General features: G+C 45.2%; 17 protein-coding genes. 2 read left to right on the top strand and 15 right to left on the bottom strand.

The annotated features are described in order from the left end of the window. The first annotated feature begins 16 nt into the window (after positions 1-16). Positions 17-1,606 (top strand): gamma-glutamyltransferase family protein, encoded by a 1,590-nt coding sequence (locus ICN42_RS06360; RefSeq protein ID WP_216252328.1) that lies wholly within the window; start codon positions 17-19, stop codon positions 1,604-1,606. A gap of 7 nt (positions 1,607-1,613) precedes the next feature. On the opposite strand, the gene ICN42_RS06355 is transcribed toward ICN42_RS06360, so the two are convergent. The 11 genes from ICN42_RS06355 to ICN42_RS06305 form a co-directional block, all read right to left on the bottom strand. After that, positions 1,614-1,934 carry a type II toxin-antitoxin system PemK/MazF family toxin gene (locus tag ICN42_RS06355; protein WP_216252974.1) on the bottom strand — a complete coding sequence of 107 codons (321 nt, stop codon included), beginning with the start codon at positions 1,932-1,934 and terminating at the stop codon, positions 1,614-1,616. A 5-nt stretch (positions 1,935-1,939) separates the two neighbouring features. Further along, positions 1,940-2,200: an AbrB/MazE/SpoVT family DNA-binding domain-containing protein gene (locus ICN42_RS06350; RefSeq protein ID WP_216252326.1), complete on the bottom strand. Its 261-nt coding sequence runs from the start codon at positions 2,198-2,200 to the stop codon at positions 1,940-1,942. A 52-nt stretch (positions 2,201-2,252) separates the two neighbouring features. Beyond that, the gene (locus ICN42_RS11995; protein WP_216252323.1) at positions 2,253-3,578 is read right to left on the bottom strand and encodes an ATP-dependent RecD-like DNA helicase; all 1,326 of its coding nucleotides are present in this window, start codon (positions 3,576-3,578) and stop codon (positions 2,253-2,255) included. A 20-nt stretch (positions 3,579-3,598) separates the two neighbouring features. Further along, the gene (locus ICN42_RS06340) at positions 3,599-4,369 is read right to left on the bottom strand and encodes an SUMF1/EgtB/PvdO family nonheme iron enzyme (RefSeq protein WP_216252322.1); all 771 of its coding nucleotides are present in this window, start codon (positions 4,367-4,369) and stop codon (positions 3,599-3,601) included. A gap of 125 nt (positions 4,370-4,494) precedes the next feature. Further along, complete coding sequence (locus ICN42_RS06335; protein ID WP_216252321.1) at positions 4,495-7,506, bottom strand: PAS domain-containing hybrid sensor histidine kinase/response regulator; 3,012 nt, start codon at positions 7,504-7,506, stop codon at positions 4,495-4,497. Next, complete coding sequence (locus ICN42_RS06330) at positions 7,503-8,579, bottom strand: ATP-binding SpoIIE family protein phosphatase (protein WP_216252320.1); 1,077 nt, start codon at positions 8,577-8,579, stop codon at positions 7,503-7,505. Before ICN42_RS06330 ends, ICN42_RS06335 begins: the two co-directional genes overlap by 4 nt. Next, positions 8,560-8,943 carry an STAS domain-containing protein gene (locus ICN42_RS06325; RefSeq protein ID WP_216252319.1) on the bottom strand — a complete coding sequence of 128 codons (384 nt, stop codon included), beginning with the start codon at positions 8,941-8,943 and terminating at the stop codon, positions 8,560-8,562. The genes ICN42_RS06330 and ICN42_RS06325 overlap by 20 nt, the downstream gene beginning before the upstream one ends. Further along, a complete protein-coding gene (locus ICN42_RS06320; RefSeq protein WP_216252318.1) occupies positions 8,944-9,855 on the bottom strand; it encodes a protoglobin domain-containing protein in 912 nt (303 codons plus the stop codon). A gap of 23 nt (positions 9,856-9,878) precedes the next feature. Further along, a complete protein-coding gene (locus ICN42_RS06315; RefSeq protein WP_216252317.1) occupies positions 9,879-11,021 on the bottom strand; it encodes a two-component system response regulator in 1,143 nt (380 codons plus the stop codon). A gap of 113 nt (positions 11,022-11,134) precedes the next feature. After that, positions 11,135-12,874, bottom strand: coding sequence for an HD domain-containing phosphohydrolase (locus ICN42_RS06310; RefSeq protein WP_216252316.1), 1,740 nt, complete (start codon positions 12,872-12,874; stop codon positions 11,135-11,137). Further along, positions 12,874-14,481: a GGDEF domain-containing protein gene (locus ICN42_RS06305; RefSeq protein ID WP_216252307.1), complete on the bottom strand. Its 1,608-nt coding sequence runs from the start codon at positions 14,479-14,481 to the stop codon at positions 12,874-12,876. The genes ICN42_RS06310 and ICN42_RS06305 overlap by 1 nt, the downstream gene beginning before the upstream one ends. A 222-nt stretch (positions 14,482-14,703) precedes the next feature. Here ICN42_RS06305 and ICN42_RS06300 point away from each other — a divergent pair, with 222 nt between their 5' ends. Next, positions 14,704-15,423 (top strand): response regulator transcription factor, encoded by a 720-nt coding sequence (locus tag ICN42_RS06300; protein ID WP_216252306.1) that lies wholly within the window; start codon positions 14,704-14,706, stop codon positions 15,421-15,423. A gap of 22 nt (positions 15,424-15,445) precedes the next feature. Here the strand turns inward: ICN42_RS06300 and ICN42_RS06295 are convergent, their stop codons facing one another. The 4 genes from ICN42_RS06295 to ICN42_RS06280 all read right to left on the bottom strand — a co-directional run. Beyond that, a complete protein-coding gene (locus tag ICN42_RS06295; protein ID WP_216252305.1) occupies positions 15,446-16,813 on the bottom strand; it encodes a TolC family outer membrane protein in 1,368 nt (455 codons plus the stop codon). A gap of 2 nt (positions 16,814-16,815) precedes the next feature. Next, positions 16,816-18,039 carry an HlyD family efflux transporter periplasmic adaptor subunit gene (locus ICN42_RS06290; RefSeq protein ID WP_255539263.1) on the bottom strand — a complete coding sequence of 408 codons (1,224 nt, stop codon included), beginning with the start codon at positions 18,037-18,039 and terminating at the stop codon, positions 16,816-16,818. Next, positions 18,036-19,949: a type I secretion system permease/ATPase gene (locus tag ICN42_RS06285; RefSeq protein WP_216252303.1), complete on the bottom strand. Its 1,914-nt coding sequence runs from the start codon at positions 19,947-19,949 to the stop codon at positions 18,036-18,038. Before ICN42_RS06285 ends, ICN42_RS06290 begins: the two co-directional genes overlap by 4 nt. A 97-nt stretch (positions 19,950-20,046) precedes the next feature. Next, on the bottom strand, positions 20,047-21,689 hold a 1,643-nt coding region (locus ICN42_RS06280; protein WP_216252301.1), incomplete at its 5' end, for a VCBS domain-containing protein.

The following is a 21,689-nucleotide window of genomic DNA, read 5'->3' as shown; positions in this document are numbered from 1 at the left end:
ACCAGAAGAACCTCCCATGTTAATTTCCTCACCCTATGGTGGCGGTCGCGCCCCAGTCTTAGCCAAGAATGCAGTTGCTAGCTCGCAGCCATTAGCAACTCAAGCGGGTATCGAAGCTTTACAAAGCGGCGGCAATGCTGTCGATGCGGCCTTGGCCACTGCGATCACGCTCACCGTAGTAGAGCCCACCATGAATGGCTTAGGTGGTGATGGCTTCGCACTCATTTGGGATGGTAAAAAACTCCATGGTATGAATGCCTCTGGTCGCGCACCGGCAGCGTGGACGCCGGAATATTTTTCTGGCAAATCTGCAATGGATTTGATTGGCTGGAATACGGTGACGGTGCCGGGCATGGTTTCTGGATGGATTGAACTATCTCGTAAATTTGGCAAGCTACCTTTTGCGCAACTATTTAAACGTGCGATTGACTATGCTGAAAACGGCTTTCCAGTTTCACCCGTGATTGCGCGCCAATGGCGTGAGGCTATTCCGATTCTAAAAAATCAACCGGGCTTTAGCGAATCCTTCTTAATTGATGGCAAGGCGCCTAGCGCCGGACAAATTTGGCGTTACCCAGCTCAAGCTAACACCCTACGTGAAATTGCTGATACCGAAGGTGAGTCTTTCTATACTGGAAAACTAGCCCAAAGCATGGTCGACTTTGCTCAAAGCACTGGCGGCTGTTTCACTATGGCGGACTTTGCAGCCAATACAACAGAGTGGGTTGAACCCTTAGCTTTTGACTATGGCGATTACACACTGCATGAGATTCCACCCAATGGCTCTGGTATTGCAGCGCAAATTGCCCTGGGAATTTTGCAGGCTGCCAATGTCAAGCAGTATCCCGCTAACTCGGCACAGCGCATACATTTGCAGATCGAGGCTATGCGTATGGCATTTGCCGATGCTTATGCTCATGTATCCGATGCCAGCACCATGAGGGTACCAACGAGTGCTTTATTAGATAGAGACTATTTAGCCAGTCGTGCCGCACTAATCAATCATAATCAGGCAGGTAGCTATGGCCCAGGAGATCCCCACGCTGGTGGCACTGTCTATCTTTGCGCTGCAGATCAATCTGGCATGATGATTTCTTATATACAGTCCAACTTCAAAGGCTTTGGTTCTGGAGTTGTCGCCCCAGGTGGCATTGCCTTCCATAACCGCGGCATGAGCTTTAGCTTGGTAGATGGCCACCCTAATCAAGTTGCACCAGGTAAGCGCCCTTTCCACACCATCATTCCGGCATTCCTCACTAAAGGCGATCAACCCGCAATGGCATTTGGTGTGATGGGGGGTAATATGCAGCCCCAAGGTCATATCCAATTTGTGATGCGCTTTGTAGATGAATATCTCAATCCACAGGCTTGCTCTGATGCGCCGCGCTGGAGAATTGATGATGTGGGTAAACTCACTGTAGAGTCATCCATGCCGACAGTAGTAGTCGAAGGACTAAAGGCGATGGGACATGAGGTAAGTGTGATGCCAGCGAACAGTTTGGACTTTGGTAGCGCCCAAGCGATTGCGCTATTGGGCGAAGAAACTAAGGATGCTTATATTGCCGGCAGTGACCATCGTCGAGATGGGTTGGCAGCGGGTTTCTAAGGCTTAACTATAAGGTAAAAGTTGTCTGCAGAATATCAAGGCTAGCTCCCAATGTTTTATTGCTAACTGCACCCAATCTTTTAACTAATCGCGCCTTATCTATCGTGCGAATCTGATCAAGCAATATCAATCCTTTTTTACCATCATGAGTAATCGGCACTCGGTAGGATGCCGACCTCCCCTTTGTGGTCATTGGCGCAATAATCACGGTTCGTAGAAAGTCATGCATCTCTTGTGGTGAGACAACAACGCATGGTCGGGTCTTTTTGATCTCACTACCCAAAGTAGGATCAAGATTAATTAACCAAATATCTCCGCGTGAAACGATGCTTTTTACCAAACCCAATCCTCATCAGCTTCATTCATAAAGTCGCCTAACACTAAGATATCTTCGCCAGCTTCGGAAATTGCTTTTGAATCTTCGGCCCAGCCTTCTCGGGGATTTTTTTTAGGCTTACTCAAGACAAGCTTGTCACCCTCAATCACCAGATCTGCTTCATTATCAAAACCCACCTGCTCAAGAATAGCCTTAGGAATAACCACTCCACGAGAGTTACCGATTTGACGAATTTGTAGATGGAGCTGTTTTTTCATAGTTATAACAATGTTATAACTGTTTCATACCAAAGTCAAGGGGCTTTAAATACTAGCCTGGCAAGCAGTTCAGATAAAAACGCTTCACTTCTTGATCGCAGCTAACATCTTTTGACTGTATAGGTCGCTCTAGGGTGATGCCCTCAATGGAGGTGCAGCGACTTAGGGCGACATAGACCTGCCCTGATGCAAAGGCGCCTGATGAAAGGTCCACCTTAATTTTGTCGAGGGTCTTGCCCTGACTCTTATGAATAGTTACCGCCCAAGCCAGCATTAAGGGAATCTGTACAAAGGTGCCGATGATGTTTGGTGAGATCTTCCCAGACATCATGTCGTGGTCATAGCGATAAGACTCCCATTGATGCCCTTTGACTTCAACCGTATTTGAGTAAGGTCCATTCTGAACCATGACCTTCACGGTATTGGGAAGTAACTCGCGCACTACTCCAATCGTGCCATTTACCCAGCGCTTGGGGAAGTTGCTATCGGTTGCAGTAAACATCACCTTGGCACCAACCTTCAGAGTGAGGTGGTTGGGTGATGGCAAATTGCGATCATCGAGATTAAATTTGCCAGTACTGTTGCCGGTATAGACCTTGGCATCCGTTGTTAACGCCCGTAAGCCGGCATTATTAATTTGATCTGCCCGGGCATTCGTTGTAGTTAAGGTGATTGTTTGCTCATCCGCCTCTTTCTTAGTTTCATAGCAAACGGCATTTAAGGTATCAAGCGCTTCATCAATATCTTGATTGATGCGGATCTGATTGAGCAATCCTGCAAAGTGCGCATCTTTCTGACGGAAGATCTTCGATAGTTCCACCATCGTCACATCTTTACGATGTAATGCCATAGCGCAGAAAAAATATGGCCCTTCATAGCCACGCTCAGATAGGACTTGCATATCGGCATTAGAGACCACAGGGGGTAACTGAAATAAATCCCCCACAAACATCACCTGAATACCGCCAAAGGGCTCGCTCTTCTGCGGGCCATTGGCACGCAAGAATAAATCCATCGCATCCACAACATCTGCTCTCACCATCGAGATCTCGTCAATGATCAGTAGGCGAATATCTTTATAAAGGCGCTTATCTTTTAAGGGCTTGATATCCTCTTCAGGAAAGATCAATCGAGGTGGCAAGCGAAAGAAGGAATGAATCGTGACACCCTTCACTTGTAGTGCGGCTACGCCTGTTGGCGCGACTACTACTACGTTACCAGGGATGTTCTCACGCAGATAACCAATTAAGGTTGTCTTGCCAGTCCCCGCCTTACCGCTAACAAAGATATAAGGGTCATGACGCTCGATGGCGTCGATGACCTCTTGGTATTCAGGGGTGATTTCAATAGCGGATGGATCGACTGCGGGATTGGTCATCCCCTTATTGTTTCATGGGATCAGCTGACGCAGCGAAAGCCTATATAAACCACGGCAATCTCACCCGCCTTAGACTCGACGTCAGACTCTTTTTGCCTCTCCGGGCCATACCACCATGAGGCGCCCCGAGTGATGAAACCGCCATTACGCTCAGTGGCAGTCCATTCCCAGACGTTGCCACCCATATCTAGCAATCCATTCACACCTGGCTTAGTGGTTCCTGTTAATACGTGGCCTGTACCGCGATTTAAGGCGCCTGCTGGGGCTACGCCTTGGTAGTCGCCGCAGCCACTAAGACAATGCGAGGTCTCGGGCGTAAATCCACCGGGAAATGGGTAACGCTGGTCTTTGCTATAAGCAGGCGGAGGATTATCTCTTTGCTCCAAAAAAGCTGCCGCTGTCCACTCAGCATCTGTAGGCAAGCGCTTGCCATAAAAACGGCACACCGATGCTGCTTCAGATTGATTGAGATGCGTTGCAGGCTCAGCCGATTTTGCAGGAACACCATATGGCGTTTTCCAGGTCCAGCCCGGCTTCTTCACAAAACCCCCTTCATAAGAAAGACCACCACCATTTTTCTCGGCCTGACTCACAAATCCTGTGGCATCGGCAAAGGTCTTTACATCTGCAATCGTCATCTCGGTTTGATCCCAAGATAGATTACCAATTTTCACAATAGAAATAGTCGATGTAGGCGCGCTGGTTGCAGTTGATGGGCGCAGCATAAAGTACAGCGCAATGATAGAAAGCAAAACGCCAAACAGAATCGATGTAACGTCGAATTTTTTCATCTTGCTAGCCTTTGTTCCAAAAGTGATTTCTGCTTGATATTTGACACCCAAATATCTGAGGGCATCACGGGGGAGATTATCACCCGATCTGAAGGAAGACTCTTTAAGAGCTCAAAAAGGGCTAATCAGACCTGAACTAGCTTCAACTTTTCCAAGGCCACATCAAAGTCAAAATTATCGATGTCCTTTAAAACCTGCTTTAACTGAAGCGCCCATGGAGTACCTTGAACCTGCTCCAAAATATCATTTAAGCAATCTACTGCCTCCCCATCACTATCTTCAAGTAGCGATTTCAGGACATCTAATTTTGCCTTGATTGACTCGGCATCAAAGACAGTAACTTCAGAGGATTCCTTGGCGGCAGCGGCATCTAAAGCCGACAATCCCATCAGGACAGAATCTAACTCCAAAAGCACTTTTTGATATAAGTCATGAATCTCAGATGGAGCTAACTGACGCTTGCAGGCATCCTCAAGCTCGCCTGCAGCCTGCTGCACGCCTTTGGCGCCAATATTGCCTGCATTACCTTTGAGCGTATGTGCGCAGCGCATGGCAGCATCACCATCTGCACCCACTTGCGCAGTTAAGAAGGCGCTAGCAAAGTCTTTTTGGCCGTGATAAAACTTACTCAAGAGGCGCCGATAAAGACCTTCATTCTGCATAGTGGTTGCCATACCAGCCTGAATATCGATCACCTTCAAATTGGCGAGTGGGAGTTGATCCACCACAAGCGAAAGCGTATCGTTTGTTACACCAGGAGGAGCGGCTGGGTTTGATGGCTTAATCCATTTTGCAATCGTGCCAAACATCGCTTGAACATTTAACGGCTTGGCGATGTGATCCCACATTCCAGCCTCTAATACCTTTTCACGATCACCTGCCATTGCATTTGCTGTCATCGCAATAATGGGCAATTTAGCAAACTGCGGCAACTTCCTGATTTCGCGAGTGGCGGTATAACCATCCATTATCGGCATTTGGCAATCCATCAAAACGCCATCAAAGTGAGGATCTTTAACTAAGATATCCAATGCCTCTTGACCATGGTTGGCAATCGTAACTCTGATTCCCGCTTGGCTCAATAATTCCATCGCTAACTCTTGGTTCATCTCGTTATCTTCAGTCAGCAATATCCGTGCACCACTAAGTTGCTTCATCCACTCTGCCTGAGTAGCACTCTTTTCATGGGCTCGACCGGCCATTGGAATCGCCTTCTTCAGAGCACTTCCAAGAGCCTCCAATAAGCTAGACTGAGTAACCGGTTTTGTTAGAACGTGATCAAGATTGATTTTCTGCAATTCAGCAGAATTGATAGCGTCCTCCTTACCAAAAGAGGTGACCATAATGACTGCTGGTGCCCCAGCAATATCCATCAATTTTCGAGCAGCTTGCATGCCGTCCATTTTGGGCATCTGCCAATCCATTAAAACAAGATCAAATGGCTTATCTAAGCTGTGCTGCCCGATCATCTCCAAAGCCATTAGCCCATCTCGAGCCTCTGCAACTTCCATACCCAATCCACTGACCATGGATACCAGAATTTCTCGAGCAGAGGCATTGTCATCAGCTACTAAGACTTTTACCCCAAGCAACTCCTCCGCCTTGGTAATCTGCCTTTGTGAGCTTCCATCTTGAACGCCCAGTTTTACTTGGAAATGAAAAACAGACCCTTTTCCAGCCTCACTCTCCACCCAAATACGTCCATCCATCATCTCTACTAAATTCTTTGAAATAGCTAATCCTAGACCCGTTCCACCATACTTTCTGGTGGTAGAAGCATCTGCCTGGCTAAAGGACTGGAACATCTTCGAGCATTGCTCAGGATTCATGCCAATCCCAGAATCGGTCACACTAAAGTGCAACTCAACCTCCTTATTCATTTCAGATATCTTTTCAACTACAACGACTATTTCCCCAGTCTCAGTAAATTTGACTGCGTTATTACCCAAATTAATCAGAATCTGACCAAGCCTAAGGGAATCACCAATCAAGGAGCTTGGGACATCCGGATGAATGTTGAATAAGAGCTCAACACCCTTATCCTCGGCTTTCATGCCAACTAGATTAGCCAGATTGTCCATGACATCTTCAAGATTGAAATCGATAGCCTCCATCGACATCTTGCCAGCTTCAATTTTGGAGAAGTCGAGAATGTCATTAATGATTCCTAAAAGGTTTTCACCAGCTCTATTCACCTTTTCAATATAGTTTCTTTGCTTTTTATCCAGGTTGCCCTGCAAGGCTAAATGCGACATACCAATAATGGCATTCATAGGAGTACGGATTTCATGGCTCATATTAGCCAGGAAATCGCTCTTTGCTTTAGTGGCTTCTTCTGCCGCCTGCTTTGCGTTCAGAATGGCCACTTCCGCGGCCTTCTGTTCAGTGATATCCGTCACCCAGGCCATGTAGCCGCTTTCGCCGTTATAGATCATCGGCAAAATCGTGAAGATGCTGGGGCGATGCTCGCCATTTTTCTTCTTAAACGTAACATCTCTATTGCGAATAGCTCCATCACGCTTTAATTCCTCCTGCACCAACACGCGCTCCTCAGGAAAGGCATAGATATTCTCAAGGGTATCTCCAGCACTTAATCCAAACTGCTGTTGATACTGCGCATTCACATACCTAAAGGTTCCCCCAACTCGAAAACCTATACATACTGGGCTATTGTCCAGAATTTCTTGTAACGCCTTTTGCTGTTCATCAATCTCCGCAAATAAAGCTTCTCGGCTTTTGGCTTCTAGGATTTCACGAAGAGCGCTGTCGGAGGGAGCGTTAGCGAGTGGCTTTGGAAAACGATAGCTCCTAGCCGCAGAGAGGGGCTCATGAGCAGTTGTCGAGTGAGTGATTTGAAGTCCCAGTCGACGGAATAGTGGACCGGCATCATCCTTCGAGCCCGCATCTGAATAAATCAAGGTCATAACATGAATGCCATCAGCCCTATTTAACTGAACGCCGACATTAAATTGCTTAAGTTCCCTGCTAATTGCCCGCATATCTTCAGAGACACTACTTGTAATGGATGCCGCCAACTGCATCTCACCAGATGACTGAGATACGAGCTCATATATTTTCCGTCTAAACGCGAAAATATCTTCGTCGCTATTAATTTTGATTTCAGCAATTAAACTCATGCTAGCCACTTAAAAATAATGCAGCTGGCATCGTCATGGGCTTTACCCAATTCAGCAACGAGATCGTGCGCAATTTTTTCTGATGATTCATAGACATGAGTTTTAACAAAGTTACTGCCAGCATGATCCGATATACCATCGGACCACATACTAAATACGTCGCCATTTTTCAGAAATCCTGCTTGAGCATAAAAGCCTGGCAGGCGTTGACCCAGGACGCCATCTCGAGAGACGCCTTTCCATGGTTCACCTACGCAGCGATTGGCGCCAGTATTACCAACACCAAGATATTGAAAGGTTTGGGCTGGGATATCGATCAACAGAAACCCCACAGCTGCACCTAACGTACCCACTAAGATTTTGTGAAGGCCAGTCATTAATCCTGCCAAATCTCTACTAACATTCTCTTGAATGTATGTGGAAATAATGGCGCTCAATTCATGGGCCTTAAGGCCGTGACCCGAGACGTCTGCAATACTCAGTAGCAAATAAGGACCGAACTCAACAATACTGATGCAGTCCCCAGAAACATACTCGCCAGGCATAGGGCGATTATGTGAGCCGATATCCCACATCGCATGGATCGCTTCAACAGGCACATACTCTTTCATGCTAGGCGTCTTATCAGAAAATACAGCTCTCTTACTTCCCTTGATCCGCTTACGAGCGTAAACAATCGTGCCATCCTCCTGCTCAGACTGAATCGAAAAGTGATCGGCCATTCTTCTGACGCCTGGCAGTCCTAATCCCAAAGTATTACCAGTGGTGAAGTGATCCTTCATTGCCAGAGCAATATTGGCGATTCCAGGCCCCTTATCTTCTGCCCACATTTCTATATCTAATGTACCGTCACCTTTTGCCTGGGCCATCCGAATTAAACCTCTACCGGCATACTTAATAATATTGGTCCCCAATTCAGAAACCATGGTGCCAATGAGGGAGCGATCAATAGCAGACGCCTCTTTAATGAACAAGGGGTTATTGATCCGACTCACGGTAATTTGCACATCAGCCATATCACTGATCATAAATACCGTGGTCTCAGGTTTAGATTTAATCTCCTGAAGCGGCATTCGTGATTCCTAATTTTTCTAAGGCTTCATTCAAATCTAGGGCGGCACTGATGCCCCCAGTCTGCGCATCACTAGCCACCAGGTGGGAAACTATGCCCGGCTGCAAGCCAACAAACATAGATTGCGCCCCTAAGATCGATGCCATTTCTGAGATCGTCTTAAGGCCCTCGAATTCAATGGTGTCCATGAATTTCAATGCAGATAATTCAAAAATAATGCTCTGGCAACCCTTTTCATAAACATCTCTTAATGCCACCCTTCTCACTTCCTCTAGGGCGCCTCCAGACAAATCCTCTCCCACCGTCACAATGAGACAGTCTTTGACCTTAGTTGCAAGGACGTTTGAAGCGGCAGAACTATGCATCTATGAAGACTGGTTCAGGTTCTTACCTAACAGCTGACGATCCACACCCACCGCCTTGAGAGCCAACTCAAACGAGTCGCGCAAGGTAGCTGTTGTTTTTACTTCCCCTATGCTGACGCCGAGCTCCACTAGAGTCCGCGCAATCGCTGGCGACACTCCAGAAATAATTGTTTCACAGCCCATTAATTGGGTTGCTTTGGTAATTTTGATTAACTGGTTAGCGACAGCTGTATCCATAGCGCTAACACCACTAATATCCAGCACAAACACCTTAGCCCTCGTCTTTGCAATTTCAGCAAGGGTTTTATTCATAATGTCTTGAGTACGCGAGGAATCAACGATACCAAGCAAGGGTAACAACAATATACCCTCCCAAATTGGCGTCACAGGAGTAGACATCTCCATCAATGCCTTGCTACCTGCAGTAATTTTTTCCTTCTGGATCCGTGAGATTTCCTCAATCACGATAAAGCTATCAACAAAGATGAGCTTCATGACAGAATTCGCCATTTCACCAGCATCTTTTAACGCCGGCTTAATTTTTCTGATGCGATCTACCAAAGACTTTCCGGACATCGACATCCCCGCAAAGTAAATATCATTAGGCAAATCAATGTGGGCATGAACAGCACCGACATGCACTCGTGAGGCAAACCATTTTTCATCTAGACTGGCATCGAAAAAGGTTTCCCAGTGAATCTTTTGGAGTTCTCGTACACGCTCTAGCCTCTTAGGATTAGAGGCGAAGAAAATTTGATATTCCTTGTGCTCTCGTAGCCAATCATAAAAGCATTTGATGTGATCGTCCAACTCTGGCTTGAGTAATTTACCCGCCTCGCGAATGCGCGCGATGTCAGTCGCATTAATTTCAAACTTATTAAGAGTGTCTGCTATTTGAGATTGTGAATACATGCCAAGTTCCTTAAAAAAGACTGCTAAGTTTTTGCCTGGCCAATGTATTTGACCTTTTGCTCTAAATCGCTATCGCCGTCAGCATAACGCTGCGCGATTTCCTTAAACTCTTCATGAATTTTCATGAAGGCATCTACCATGTCGGGATCAAAATGAGATCCGCCACCCTCTAGAATAATTCCGCAGGCTTTTTCATGGGGCATCCCATCCTTGTAGATACGCCGACTAATTAATGCGTCATATACATCGGCAACCGCCATTAAGCGCGCGGAGATAGGAATATCGTCCCCACCAATGCCCTCTGGATAACCAGAGCCGTCCCACTTCTCTTGATGTGAATAGGCTATTTCTTTAGCCATCTTTAAGAACTCCACATCTATCCCTAAAGATTTTTCAGCATTAGCTAAGGCATCGCGACCCAGGGTGGTGTGGGTCTTCATAATCTCAAACTCGTCTGGATCTAATTTTCCTGGTTTTAGCAAAATCCGATCAGGAATGCCTACCTTGCCAATATCGTGCAATGGCGCAGATTTAAAAAGCATGCGCACATTGCGCTCAGTCAAGTATTCAGAAAAACGAGGGTGAGCTTGAAGGGAGTTTGCCAATGCCAAAACGTAGTATTGAGTACGACGAATATGGTTTCCGGTATCGGAGTCCCTAGTTTCGGCTAATGAGGCCATCGATAAAATCGTGACATCCTGAATAGCCATAACTTCTTTGGTTCGCTCAGATACTTCTTTTTCTAAATACGCATTCTGATCGCGCAAAAAGTCGGCAGCCGCTTTGTTTTGTAATTGAGTTTTTACCCGTGCCAACACAATTGGCGGGCTAATGGGCTTGGTGATGTAGTCCGAACCACCCAGTTCAAACCCTTTTTTCTCATCATCCGCACCAGTCATTGCAGTTAAAAAGATAATTGGGATATCTCGTGTAGAGGGATCGGCCTTCAATGCTTGGCAAACCTCATAACCAGATAAGCCCGGCATCATCACATCAAGCAGAATCAAGTCTGGCTTTTTATCGGCTTGCGCAATCTTAATGGCCTTCTCGCCATTATTTGCTACCTTTAGTCTGTAAAGGTCTTTTAATAAGCCAGATATCAGGGATAAGTTATCTGAAGAATCATCGACAACTAAGATGGTTGATTTTTCTAGAACCTCATTCATGTTGCACTCGAATCATCTCTAGACCATCAGATCTTTATCATTATTGACACTTCACTATACCCAATAGTGTGGGGCTTAACCACTCGGATCAGCCCTAAATTTCTAGTACATAACTACTGTATTAATGAAGGTGAACTTAAAGAATGAGGAGATAGATCCTCAATAATTCCCCAGACCAATTTTCGACTATCTACATCAGTCAAAATGAAGCCTCGGATAGAAATCGGAAAACGCGTACCGTCTTTACGTATGTATTCTTTACGGTTAGGACCAAAGGAGCCTTTCTTTCTTAAGTCCTCTAACTGCGCCTCTTCCTGATTCTGATATTCACCTGGGGTAATGTCCCAAAATGATAGCTTCAGAAATTCTTCTTTACTGTATTTCGTGTAGGCCAGCAATGCATCATTCACCTCAACAAACTTGCCCGTCAGATAATCCACCATAGCCATTCCAATAGGAGAGCATTTGAATAAAAATTCAAACTTTTCTTCGGAGCGATGAAGCTTCCTCTCAAATGTATCAACAGCCTCAGAAAAAACCCTACTCTCCCCAGCAAGGTCACGATGGCGTTGTGCAATGGCCTGAAAGCGATCTCGTTCGGTAGCAAAGGCTTCAACCACTACGGGGTCAAAATGAGTGCCACGCTTTCTCAGGATTTCAGCAACAGCCTCATCATGGCTCCACCCCGATTTATACACACGTTCACTAATTAAAGCGTCATACATATCGGCTAAAGCCATAATGCGAGCGCTCAGGGGAATCTCTGCACCTTTGAGGCCTCGGGGATAGCCTCCGCCATCCCATTGCTCATGGTGGGCAGCAGCGATTTCAATCGCCACATCAATAACATCTCTACCTACAATATCGGGGAGCTGGGCTTTAGCAGAAGTGAGGATATTTTCACCAATGTAGGCATGTGTTTTCATGACACCCCACTCTTCTGAGGTCAGCGCACCTTTTTTATACAGAATTCCATCCGGAATACCAACCTTACCAATGTCGTGCAGTGGTGCAGCCTTATGCATGAGGTTGATGTCTTCATCTGATAGAGCCTCTTCATAGTCGCCTTGACTTCTTAATCTTCTGGCCAGACATTTCACATATTCCTGAGTTCTGACAATGTGCGCGCCAGTTTCATTATCACGCGCTAGTGCCAAGGCATTTAAGCTCGAAAGCATCTTCAGTTCAGAGTCAATCGCCTTCTTACGCTCATGCCCAAGCAATCTTTCAAATAGGATGTTGTTGATCGATAAAAAAATCAACAGTACAGATCCCATGGCCATCATCCGTAGGGTAGCTGCAAAAACTTCCTCTTGGAATACAGTGGAGATAGTTAATCCGTAAGTGGTATTTAAGGCGCGGATTACCAAAAGTAAAAATTGCACAATAAATGCTATTTTTAGAATGTTAAATTGAAGCCGCTTACCTTCTTTGGGCGCTAAAAAAGTTTCCACTAGTCCCATTAGAGAGAGAGCCCCAACTAAACCCGTCATCAGGTAAACGCGGAAACTAAACGAAGCAAAAATCCTTAAAAACTCATAGCCAATCAGAAAAATAAAAAAAGCAAACCAGAAGTAGCGCGGATCTACATCCTTGTTGTCAGGATCCCAAGAGCGAATAAAAAGAATCACTGCAAGACCAGAAAAGACAAGGCCGGTATTCCCAAGAGATAGCAAGAAGACTGGCGTAATACCGGCAAGCGCAAACCCAAATCCAGCAAGAGCCGTCAAGCCCAACGAGATACTCAAATACACAGACTGCTTCAAAGTATCTGTACGCTTTATTACACCGATGAACATCACCAACATAACGGCAGCGAAAGAGAAATAAAATAGTTGGTTGGCTAGAGCCATTAAATACTTTCTCTCTTTTGACTAATGGCAGAAGAATAGAAATACACCTGATCTCGGCCAGCCTGCTTAGCTTCGTACATCGCTAGATCGGCGCACTTAAATAAACCCTCCTCAGTATCAGCATCTCCTGGAAATTCAGCAATACCAATACTCACTGTGCTGGCAATCAAGCCACCATTTGCTGAAACAGGGATTGATACTGCCGATTGAATCTTTTTAGCCACTTCCATGGCGCCACTAGCATTAGGCAAGTCCTCCAGTAAGATTACAAATTCATCTCCACCGATACGGCCTAAAGAGTCCGAATCACGAATGCAGGCAATCATCCGCTTGGCAAATGTTTTCAGCACCTCATCACCCTCTTGATGGCCATACTCATCGTTAATAGATTTAAAGTGATCCACATCTATAAACAATAAGGCTAGCAGGGTTTTATCTCGCTTAGCCTTCAAGATAGCCCTCTGCAAACGATCGGTAAATAACGCTCTATTAGGTAAGCCGGTGAGCACATCATGCTGTGAGAGATGGCTGAGCTTCTCGAGTGACTGTCGTAGGCGATGATTTAATCGTGCAATGTAGTAAAGGAATGCTGATACCAGAAATAATGCAATCACTACTATGAATAACCCAACATAGACCCACTTTAAATCCCTCTTAGGGTTTGGGTCGTAGATAAAACCAGATAGGCTGAAGTTATCATTCAGAACACCTGCTTCTCTATAAATATCCACAGTATGTTTCCAGCGAACTTCATTCATAAATCCGACAGGGACTAAATCTGTCTGTATCAAGGGATTAATCTTTGATATCTCAAAATCAAGCTTTTGTTGGGTGATAGTTGGGTCATATTTACGAACCAAGGCTGCCGCTTTATCGGGGTTACTGAGAATGTATTCCCATCCTTTTAGACTCGCTCGCCTAAACAACTCTACCCGTTCGGGATTTTTCTTAATCTCCGCTTCAGAGGTAAAAAGATTGTCGCCGTAAATATCAATATCAGCCGAACGTGGCGAGTAAATTTCGTAAGGAACGCCGGCAGATTTAAGGAGATAAGGTTCATTACTTACATACCCAGAAATAGCGCTCACCTTACCTGCCTTGAGTTGCTCAATGGTATCCATGCCCGGAGCAGACCCAATCAAATTTTTTTGATCGATATGCTCTCGCTTTAAATAGGCAATTAATTCATCGGATAGCCTGCGCAATAAAATGGGCTTACCGTCTAAATCATGGATGGATTGATTGTCTTTGAATTTACGTGCAATCAATACATATGGGGAGTGCTGAAAGATTGTTGCTAATACGACTACTGGGACTCCGTCCTGCCGAGAAAGCAAAAGGCTACTGCTACCAGTGCCAAAATTTGCTTTTCCAGAGATTACCTCATGCAATACGTCCGCCCCAGGCCTCAAAGGAGCAATCTGTACATCTAAGCCTGCATCCTGGTAGTAACCCAATTCTTTAGCTGCGTAGTAACCAGCAAATTGGTACGCATGGTTCCACTTGAGTTGCAAAGTAACTTTCTCAAGTGCGAATGCGGGTTGCGCCAACAAGATAAAACTAGTAATTACCCCAATATATAAAAAAACAAACAAACGGCGCAACAAATGGACTCCAGTATTTTTAGCTCGTTATTGGGTAATAAATCATTCTTACCCTTATAAACATTAATGTAATGGAATCAAGGCTAATAAGAAATGAATCTACAAATTTAAATAGTCTTTTTTATCTAAATTAGTATATATATACTAGTAGCACAATTTAGGTGCAAAAACCCATGGGTTGAATGTACTAGATATTCCCAATTCATTTACACTCCGAGAATGCTTATGAATACTGCAACGAAAAAAGCGCAAATTAAGGTGCAGCTCATCGATCCCCACCAGATTACGCTCTGGGGCATCACCCAACTTCTAGCCTCACATAGTCAAATGGAGATTTGCGGAACTTCATCAAATAGTAATGATGCCTTGAAACTTGCATCCAAGACTACGCCTGATGTGATTGTGATGGAACCAGATCTGCATGAAGAAAATGGGATCGATCTTATCTCCGCCCTACTAAAAGTAAGTTCCGCAAAAATTATTATCTACACCGGCAGTAGAAATTCACAGATTCATGATCAAGCTGTTGTAAACGGTGCTCGTGGCGTGATTAACAAAACAGAGCCCACTGAGAATCTTCTCAAGGCTATCGAGAAAATTCATGAAGGTGAGTTATGGCTTAACCGCAATGCCACCTCAAGAATTTTGTTGCAAATTGCTCAGGCGAACTCACCTAAAGAGTTGACTAGCGAACAAAAGAAATTAGCATCACTGACCTCTAAAGAGGAAAAAGTCACGCGTGCTATTCAACAACATTCAGAGAAGACTTTAAAGCAAGTTGCTGAAAGCCTGCATATCAGTGAACATACTTTGCGTAATCACTTGGCGTCAATTTACGACAAGCTGGCTGTGCGCAACCGCATGGAGCTTTATGTGTTCTGTGGGAAATTCCAAAAGACGGATAATCCCGCGATGCATCCGAAACGCCGTGCAACGGATACCTAATTCATCAAAAGTAGACGGCCACTTAACTCTTAAAGTAAATCGCCACCTTCTCAAAATCACCCACTTCTAGACTGCCGCCTAACTGGTTTAATTTTAAGTAAGCAACCAAATAGTTGTATTTAGTTTGAGCCAAATCGCGCCTCGTATTAAATAAGCCCTTCTCCGCCAACAGCACGTCGACATTAATACGCTCGCCTGCCATCACACTCTTTCGCATCGCCTTTACCAATTGAGTAGCAGATTCTTGAGCTGAAGTCAGTGCCTGGACCTTTTGCTTTCCAGACACCACTAAGTCATATTGTTTCCGCAATTCAGTAACAACCTTATCCTTTGTTACATCATAGTCAGCCTGCGCTTTTTCGAAGTTAGCTAAGGCCTGAGAGCTACGCGCATTTGTTTCGCCACCACTAAAAATGGGTAGATTAATCTGAACACCAAGGTAACTTTGGTTGGTCGTATTGTTAATACTGGTAACGGTATTAGACTGTTGAGTTGTTAAGGCACCAATCAGATTCACTACAGGATAGTGCCCAGCATGGTTCTTGCGATACTCTTGCTTGGCAATTTCCATATTGTTTTCAGCGGCTTTCAGCTCAGCATTGCTTGCTAAGGCTTTTTCTTTCCAATCCTCAAACTTCATACTAGTGAGGTTGAGGTAGCGAAAATTACCTGAGAGTTTATTAATCTTCGAAGCATCATCTACTGCCTCGCCAGTCACGCTATTAAATTTTCGTCTGGCATTTTCAACTGCGTCCTTGGCGTCTATCACTTTAGCGTCGGCTACTTGATAAGCGGCCTCAGCCTCTAACATATCCGTTATCGATGCCTCACCACCTTTATTGAGCTTTTTGGCAACATTCCATTGCTCCAAGAAAGCATCCCTCTCTGCAGTCTGAAACTGCAATTGATCTAATGAGAATAGTAGATCGGTATAGGCCTGCAATACCCTGATTAAGAGATCCTGAGTATTGAAGATAAATTTGGATTGACTGAAATCCGCCTGAGCCACCCCTTGTCGCCATCTGGCAAAGGCCTCCAAACTAAAGATCGGCTGCGTTAACTGAACGTAGGTGTAATTACTCGGATAACTCCAATTGGTAGAAGTATTGGGGCCGCCAGTATATTGAGCGCCCCATTGAGTAGCTCTATTAGCATTTTGGTTATATTGCGCCGCAATCTTCGGCATTACTGCCGAACGCCCAATGCCATTGTTTTCCATACCTGCTTCATAGTCTTTTGAAGCCGAACGGTATACCGGGTCATTCTTCAGGGCAAGCTCATAGGACTGCATTAAATCTAGCGCTAATACGGGCTGAATAACACCCATACAACCCAAGGCCAATAACATCCCTCTGACTTTGCTAGAGAGTAAGTTATGTTGTTTTAACACTCTCAATCCTCCCGCATCGCAGAATGGGTTCGATCGAATATCGGCTTCATTAAATACGTCATCATGGATTGTTCGCCCGTCTTCACAAATAGCTCCACTGGCATTCCTGGGCGCACCTTAAGATCTTTTAAAAGCTTCGCACCCTGAGGCGTCGTAATCGCCTGAATCTTGTAATACGGGTTACCCGTCTTCTCATCGACAATTCGATCAGCGCCTACTGAAATCAATACTCCAGGAATATGGGGAGTACGGTTGGTATTAAATGCGGTAAACATCATTTCTACCGGCAAGTCCACGTGCACTTTATCAACCAAATGCACCGGTAACTGGCCCTCCACAATCATGGCCTCATTCACCGGAATGACTTCCATCAATTTTTGACCTGGACTCACAACTCCGCCCTTAGTGAAAATTGTGATGTTGACTACCTGCCCATCAACAGGAGACTTCAACTCGGTATTAGCTAAGTCATACTCAAATGGATTGAGCTTTTCTTGTTGCTCGCTCACTTGTTTTTTGGTCCGAATGAGATTGCCCTCATCTTCTAAGATCGAGGCCTTGAGTTGTAGTTGTTGGCGCTCTAATTCCAATACTTTATTGCGAGCCATATAGCCCTCAGCAGCCAATTCACGCAAGCTGACTAATTGTCGCTCCAACAAAGCAGATTGCTGCTTCTTCTGGGCAATAGCTTGAGACAAGCCTTTGACCTGAGCATCTAATCCATCAATGGATTCCTTGGTGGCATTGGCCTGTGCTTTTGCGCTGATTGGGTTGAGCTTGACCAGCACCTCTCCCGTTCTAACGGTTTGACCTTCCTTAACAAAGATGTCATCCACCACACCAGCAAAAGCGGGCTGTATGGCTTTACGGTTGCTATCGGTCATGACGTATCCAGAGGCGGATACACCCTTCTCAATCGGCGCTAGAAACGCCCACAGTAAGGCGCCACCAAATCCCCAAATTAAGACCTGCCAGCCTAACCAGGAAAAATAGTTTTCGTCTTTTTTGCCAGTGCGTAAATCATGCCACTCTACATAGCCAGTAGAAAGCTTAGTCATTGCCGTACTAACAGCTTGCTTAGTAATATTGGCAGCATTAGTGACAACCAATGCTGTACTTGCCTTCAAATCATCAGCCTTAAGAGGATTTGATGCAGTAGCCGCGACATTGATATTAGGCGATTGAGCATCGTGCTCAATAGAGTCTTTTTCTGCTGACTCATTCATGAGGTGGCCTCAGTAGGATTTTCTGGAGCGGTCTCAACGATATCGCCCATATCCACAGTTTCTTTAACCACTCGTTTGCGAGCAATTCTCTTACGAGACTTTGCTTCAGGGGCTTCGGTAGCGGAAGCAACAGCAGCGGAACTAGCAGTAGCAGGAGCAGCAGTAGGATTGCTATTAGCAACCTGATCGTTGCCAGTTGCTGGAGTAGCGTTAGAAGTAGGTTTACCTTGAAGGGCTTGCATGACTTGAGCGGTTGGACCAAACATGCGCGCATTACCTTCTTGCAACAGTAACAACTTATTCGTCACCTGCAGAATGGGAATGCGATGGGTTATGACGATCACTGTGGCCTTGCGAGCCTGCAGCTCCTGAATCGCCCTTACCAAGGCAGCCTCACCCACTTCATCTAGATTCGAATTCGGTTCATCTAGGACTACGAGATTGGGTTTGCCATATAAAGCCCGGGCTAGAGCTAAGCGCTGCTTTTGGCCACCAGATAATCCGACTCCGCCATCACCAATGCGCGTGTCATACCCTTCCGGAAAATGCAAAATCATGTCGTGCACCCCGGCTGATTGAGCTGCAGCAATTACCTCTTCTGGCTCAAATTTACTAAAGCGCGCAATGTTTTCACTCACGGTTCCGGGGAAGACTTCAATATCCTGGGGTACATAACCTAAGGCCGGCCCAAGTTCATCCTTATTCCAGCGATAGACATCAGCACCATCGATGCGCGCAGCATTGGGTGTAGATGGCCAAATGCCCACTGCTACCCTAGCTAGAGTAGATTTTCCGGAGGCGCTCGGCCCAATGACACCGAGCACATCTCCTGGCTCAATGGCAAAGTTAATATTTTTCAGTACGGGTTTAGTTACACCAGGAGGCGCTGCATAGACGCCCTCCATACTTAAATACCCTTTTGGTCTTGGCAAGCTCATGCCTACAACGCGAGGTGGATTATCTGAGAGCAGTTTTTTGAGGCGATCATAAGAACTCACCACTCCACGCCATTGTTTCCAAGAACCAATCACCATTTCTACTGGAGCGGTCGCCTTGCCCAGCAGAATGGTTGCGGCAATCATCATGCCAGGTGAGAGTTTGTTTTCTAGAACTAAAAAAGCAGCAAAACCTAAAGCTAAGGATTGCATTAAGGTGCGGAAGAACTTAGTCATTGCTCCCATCGTGGCAGCGCGCTGACTGGCAAGCGCCTGCATATGCAAAAACTTGCTATGCAAAGTAAACCAGCGATCACGCAAGGCGGGAAGCATGCCCATCGATTCCAGGACCTCAGCTTGGCGCAGGTTATTACTGGCGATATTAGATGATTGGACTGACAAAGTACTAGCTTCCGCTAAGGGTTCGTGAGTAGCAGATTCATTGAGAAAAGCCATCACAATCAAAATCAGAACGCAGACTGTGGAGAATAATCCCAACCAGCCATTAAATATAAAAATCACTACCAAATAGAATGGAAACCAAGGGGCATCAAAAAATGCATACAGCGATGGACCTGTAACAAACTGACGGATATTGGTTAAGTCATTTAAGGCCTGCCCTGCATTACCCCCGCGAACCTTGAGATTCTGCTCAAAAGCAGCGGTATAGGTGCGGTGATTGAGCTCAGCATCAATCTTCTTGCCCACCTCAATTACAGTGTGACTGCGAATGGCATCGAGAGCCGCATAAATCAGATATAAAAATACAATAATTACCGAGAGCATCAACAACGTAAACTCATTACGACTGGTTAATACTCGGTCATATACCTCCAACATATAGATGGAAGGAACCAACAACAGCAAGTTCATGCAAGCAGTAAAAAACCCGACTGAGCGGAAGATCTTCTTGTAGCCATATAAGGCAACGAGAATCTCGTTATCCGCTGGAGGGGGTTTAAGGTATTTTTGCATCTATCTAAATATGGCTTTTGTTATTGGATGCGGTAAATCTATAGGCAGCTGGAAAGGTGGTGACCAAACAATCTGGTCACCATCAAATACCCAGGTTTTATGCCGGAATAATGTCAGCCTGCTCCGGAACAATGCCCACTAGAGGAATATCCACTGCAGGAGCAGAAGCGACATCGGAAACGGAGGCTGTAATAAATGCTACATCCTCTGCAACACCAAGATCGCCGTTAGCTTGAGCATAATCTGTCTGACCATAAATCAAGACATCTCCATTCGCGGCGGTAGAGCTTAACCCATTAGAAACAAGTGATAGGCTAACAATACCTCTATCGGTCAATGAACTAAATTCTCCAGCATCAACAACGGCATTACTATTCGCATCCTGCCACACACCAAAAGTGCTGAATTCTGAGTCTGTAGCACTCAAGATACCGTCCTGATTGCTGTCAAAAACCTTAGCAAGACCCTGGAGGTCTGTCTCGTCATTTTGTGTGGAGAACACAATATTCAGTGAGCCATTCGATTCTTGGCGAGCAAGTAAACCATCATTAGAGGCAACCCATGCAGTAGAAACTAGCTCAGATGTATCTGAGAATTGATAGGTCACGCCCGCAGACTGATCTAGGTAACTAATTTGATTGTCGCTGTCAAGGTCAAGAGCAATTGGTTTCTTTGGTGCCGTATAACTTAAAACACTAGATGAATTGCCAGCAAGATCTTCTACTTTCATGTAAATCTTAGTATTAGAGGCCTGAGTGACCTCAGCTACCGTACCCTTGACATTAACAACCTCTTTCCAGGTTAAATTATCAAAGCTATATGAAACCACTTCGTCGCTAGATAGTGCTTTAGTTAATTCGGCTTTAAATTTTGGGCCATCAACACCAATTTGCTTGACCCCTGTTGATGGTCCTGCTGTATCGATCTTGTAATCAGAGTTATTACCAACTGCTGAATAGGTTAGGTTAGCATTATTTCCAGCAGAATCTTTGATTGAAGCGCTCGAAATATTTAATTTATTAGCATCAATTGAAATACCATCTGAGTCATTTTGATTATCAAGTATTTTATATTTAAAGTAAATGTCTGATCCGGACGTATCAACATAGGTTGTGTTTACTTGTGAGCCATTAATATTAATCTGAAGTCCTGGAGTTCCGGTTACAAATATATTTTCAGACATGTGTACCTTAATGGTTACCTCGTCATCCTTATTAAGATATTTATTCTGAATGCCTGTAGCATCACTAATGCTGAGGCTTGATATTGTTGGAACTTCTGAGTCACAAGGCTGCTGTACAACTTCATCAGCACCGGTAATAGTCACTGAGATGAGTTTCTCAGTTCCATCAGCAGCTTTAACCGTCACACTATCAGTGTATTTCTGATCTTTTACAAACTCGTCATGAGCATTATCCATGGAGTAAGTCCAAGTACCACCTTCGGTCATAGTGAAATGGCCATAACCACCGTTACCAGCAGTACTAGCTAATGCGATGAATTTGTTCGCAGTACCGTCTATATCAGTTGATGTCAGTGTTTTGATAATAGATTGTGCAGCATCAGTTTCAGTGATCGTGCCTGAAGACTCTCCACTGATTACTGCTGCATCATTAGTGCCCACAATCTTGATAGTCACTACTTGAGCATCAACACCACCCTTACCATCGTCTACTTTCACAGTAAAGGTATCGTTCACTTCTGCGTCTTTTGCCAAGGATTGCACTGCGCTAGCAGTGC

Origin of the sequence: Polynucleobacter sp. 71A-WALBACH (genome assembly GCF_018882365.1) — a bacterium.
GTDB lineage: Bacteria > Pseudomonadota > Gammaproteobacteria > Burkholderiales > Burkholderiaceae > Polynucleobacter.
Note: the sequence above shows the minus strand (reverse complement) of the source record. Positions and strands in the feature narration are given on the sequence as shown.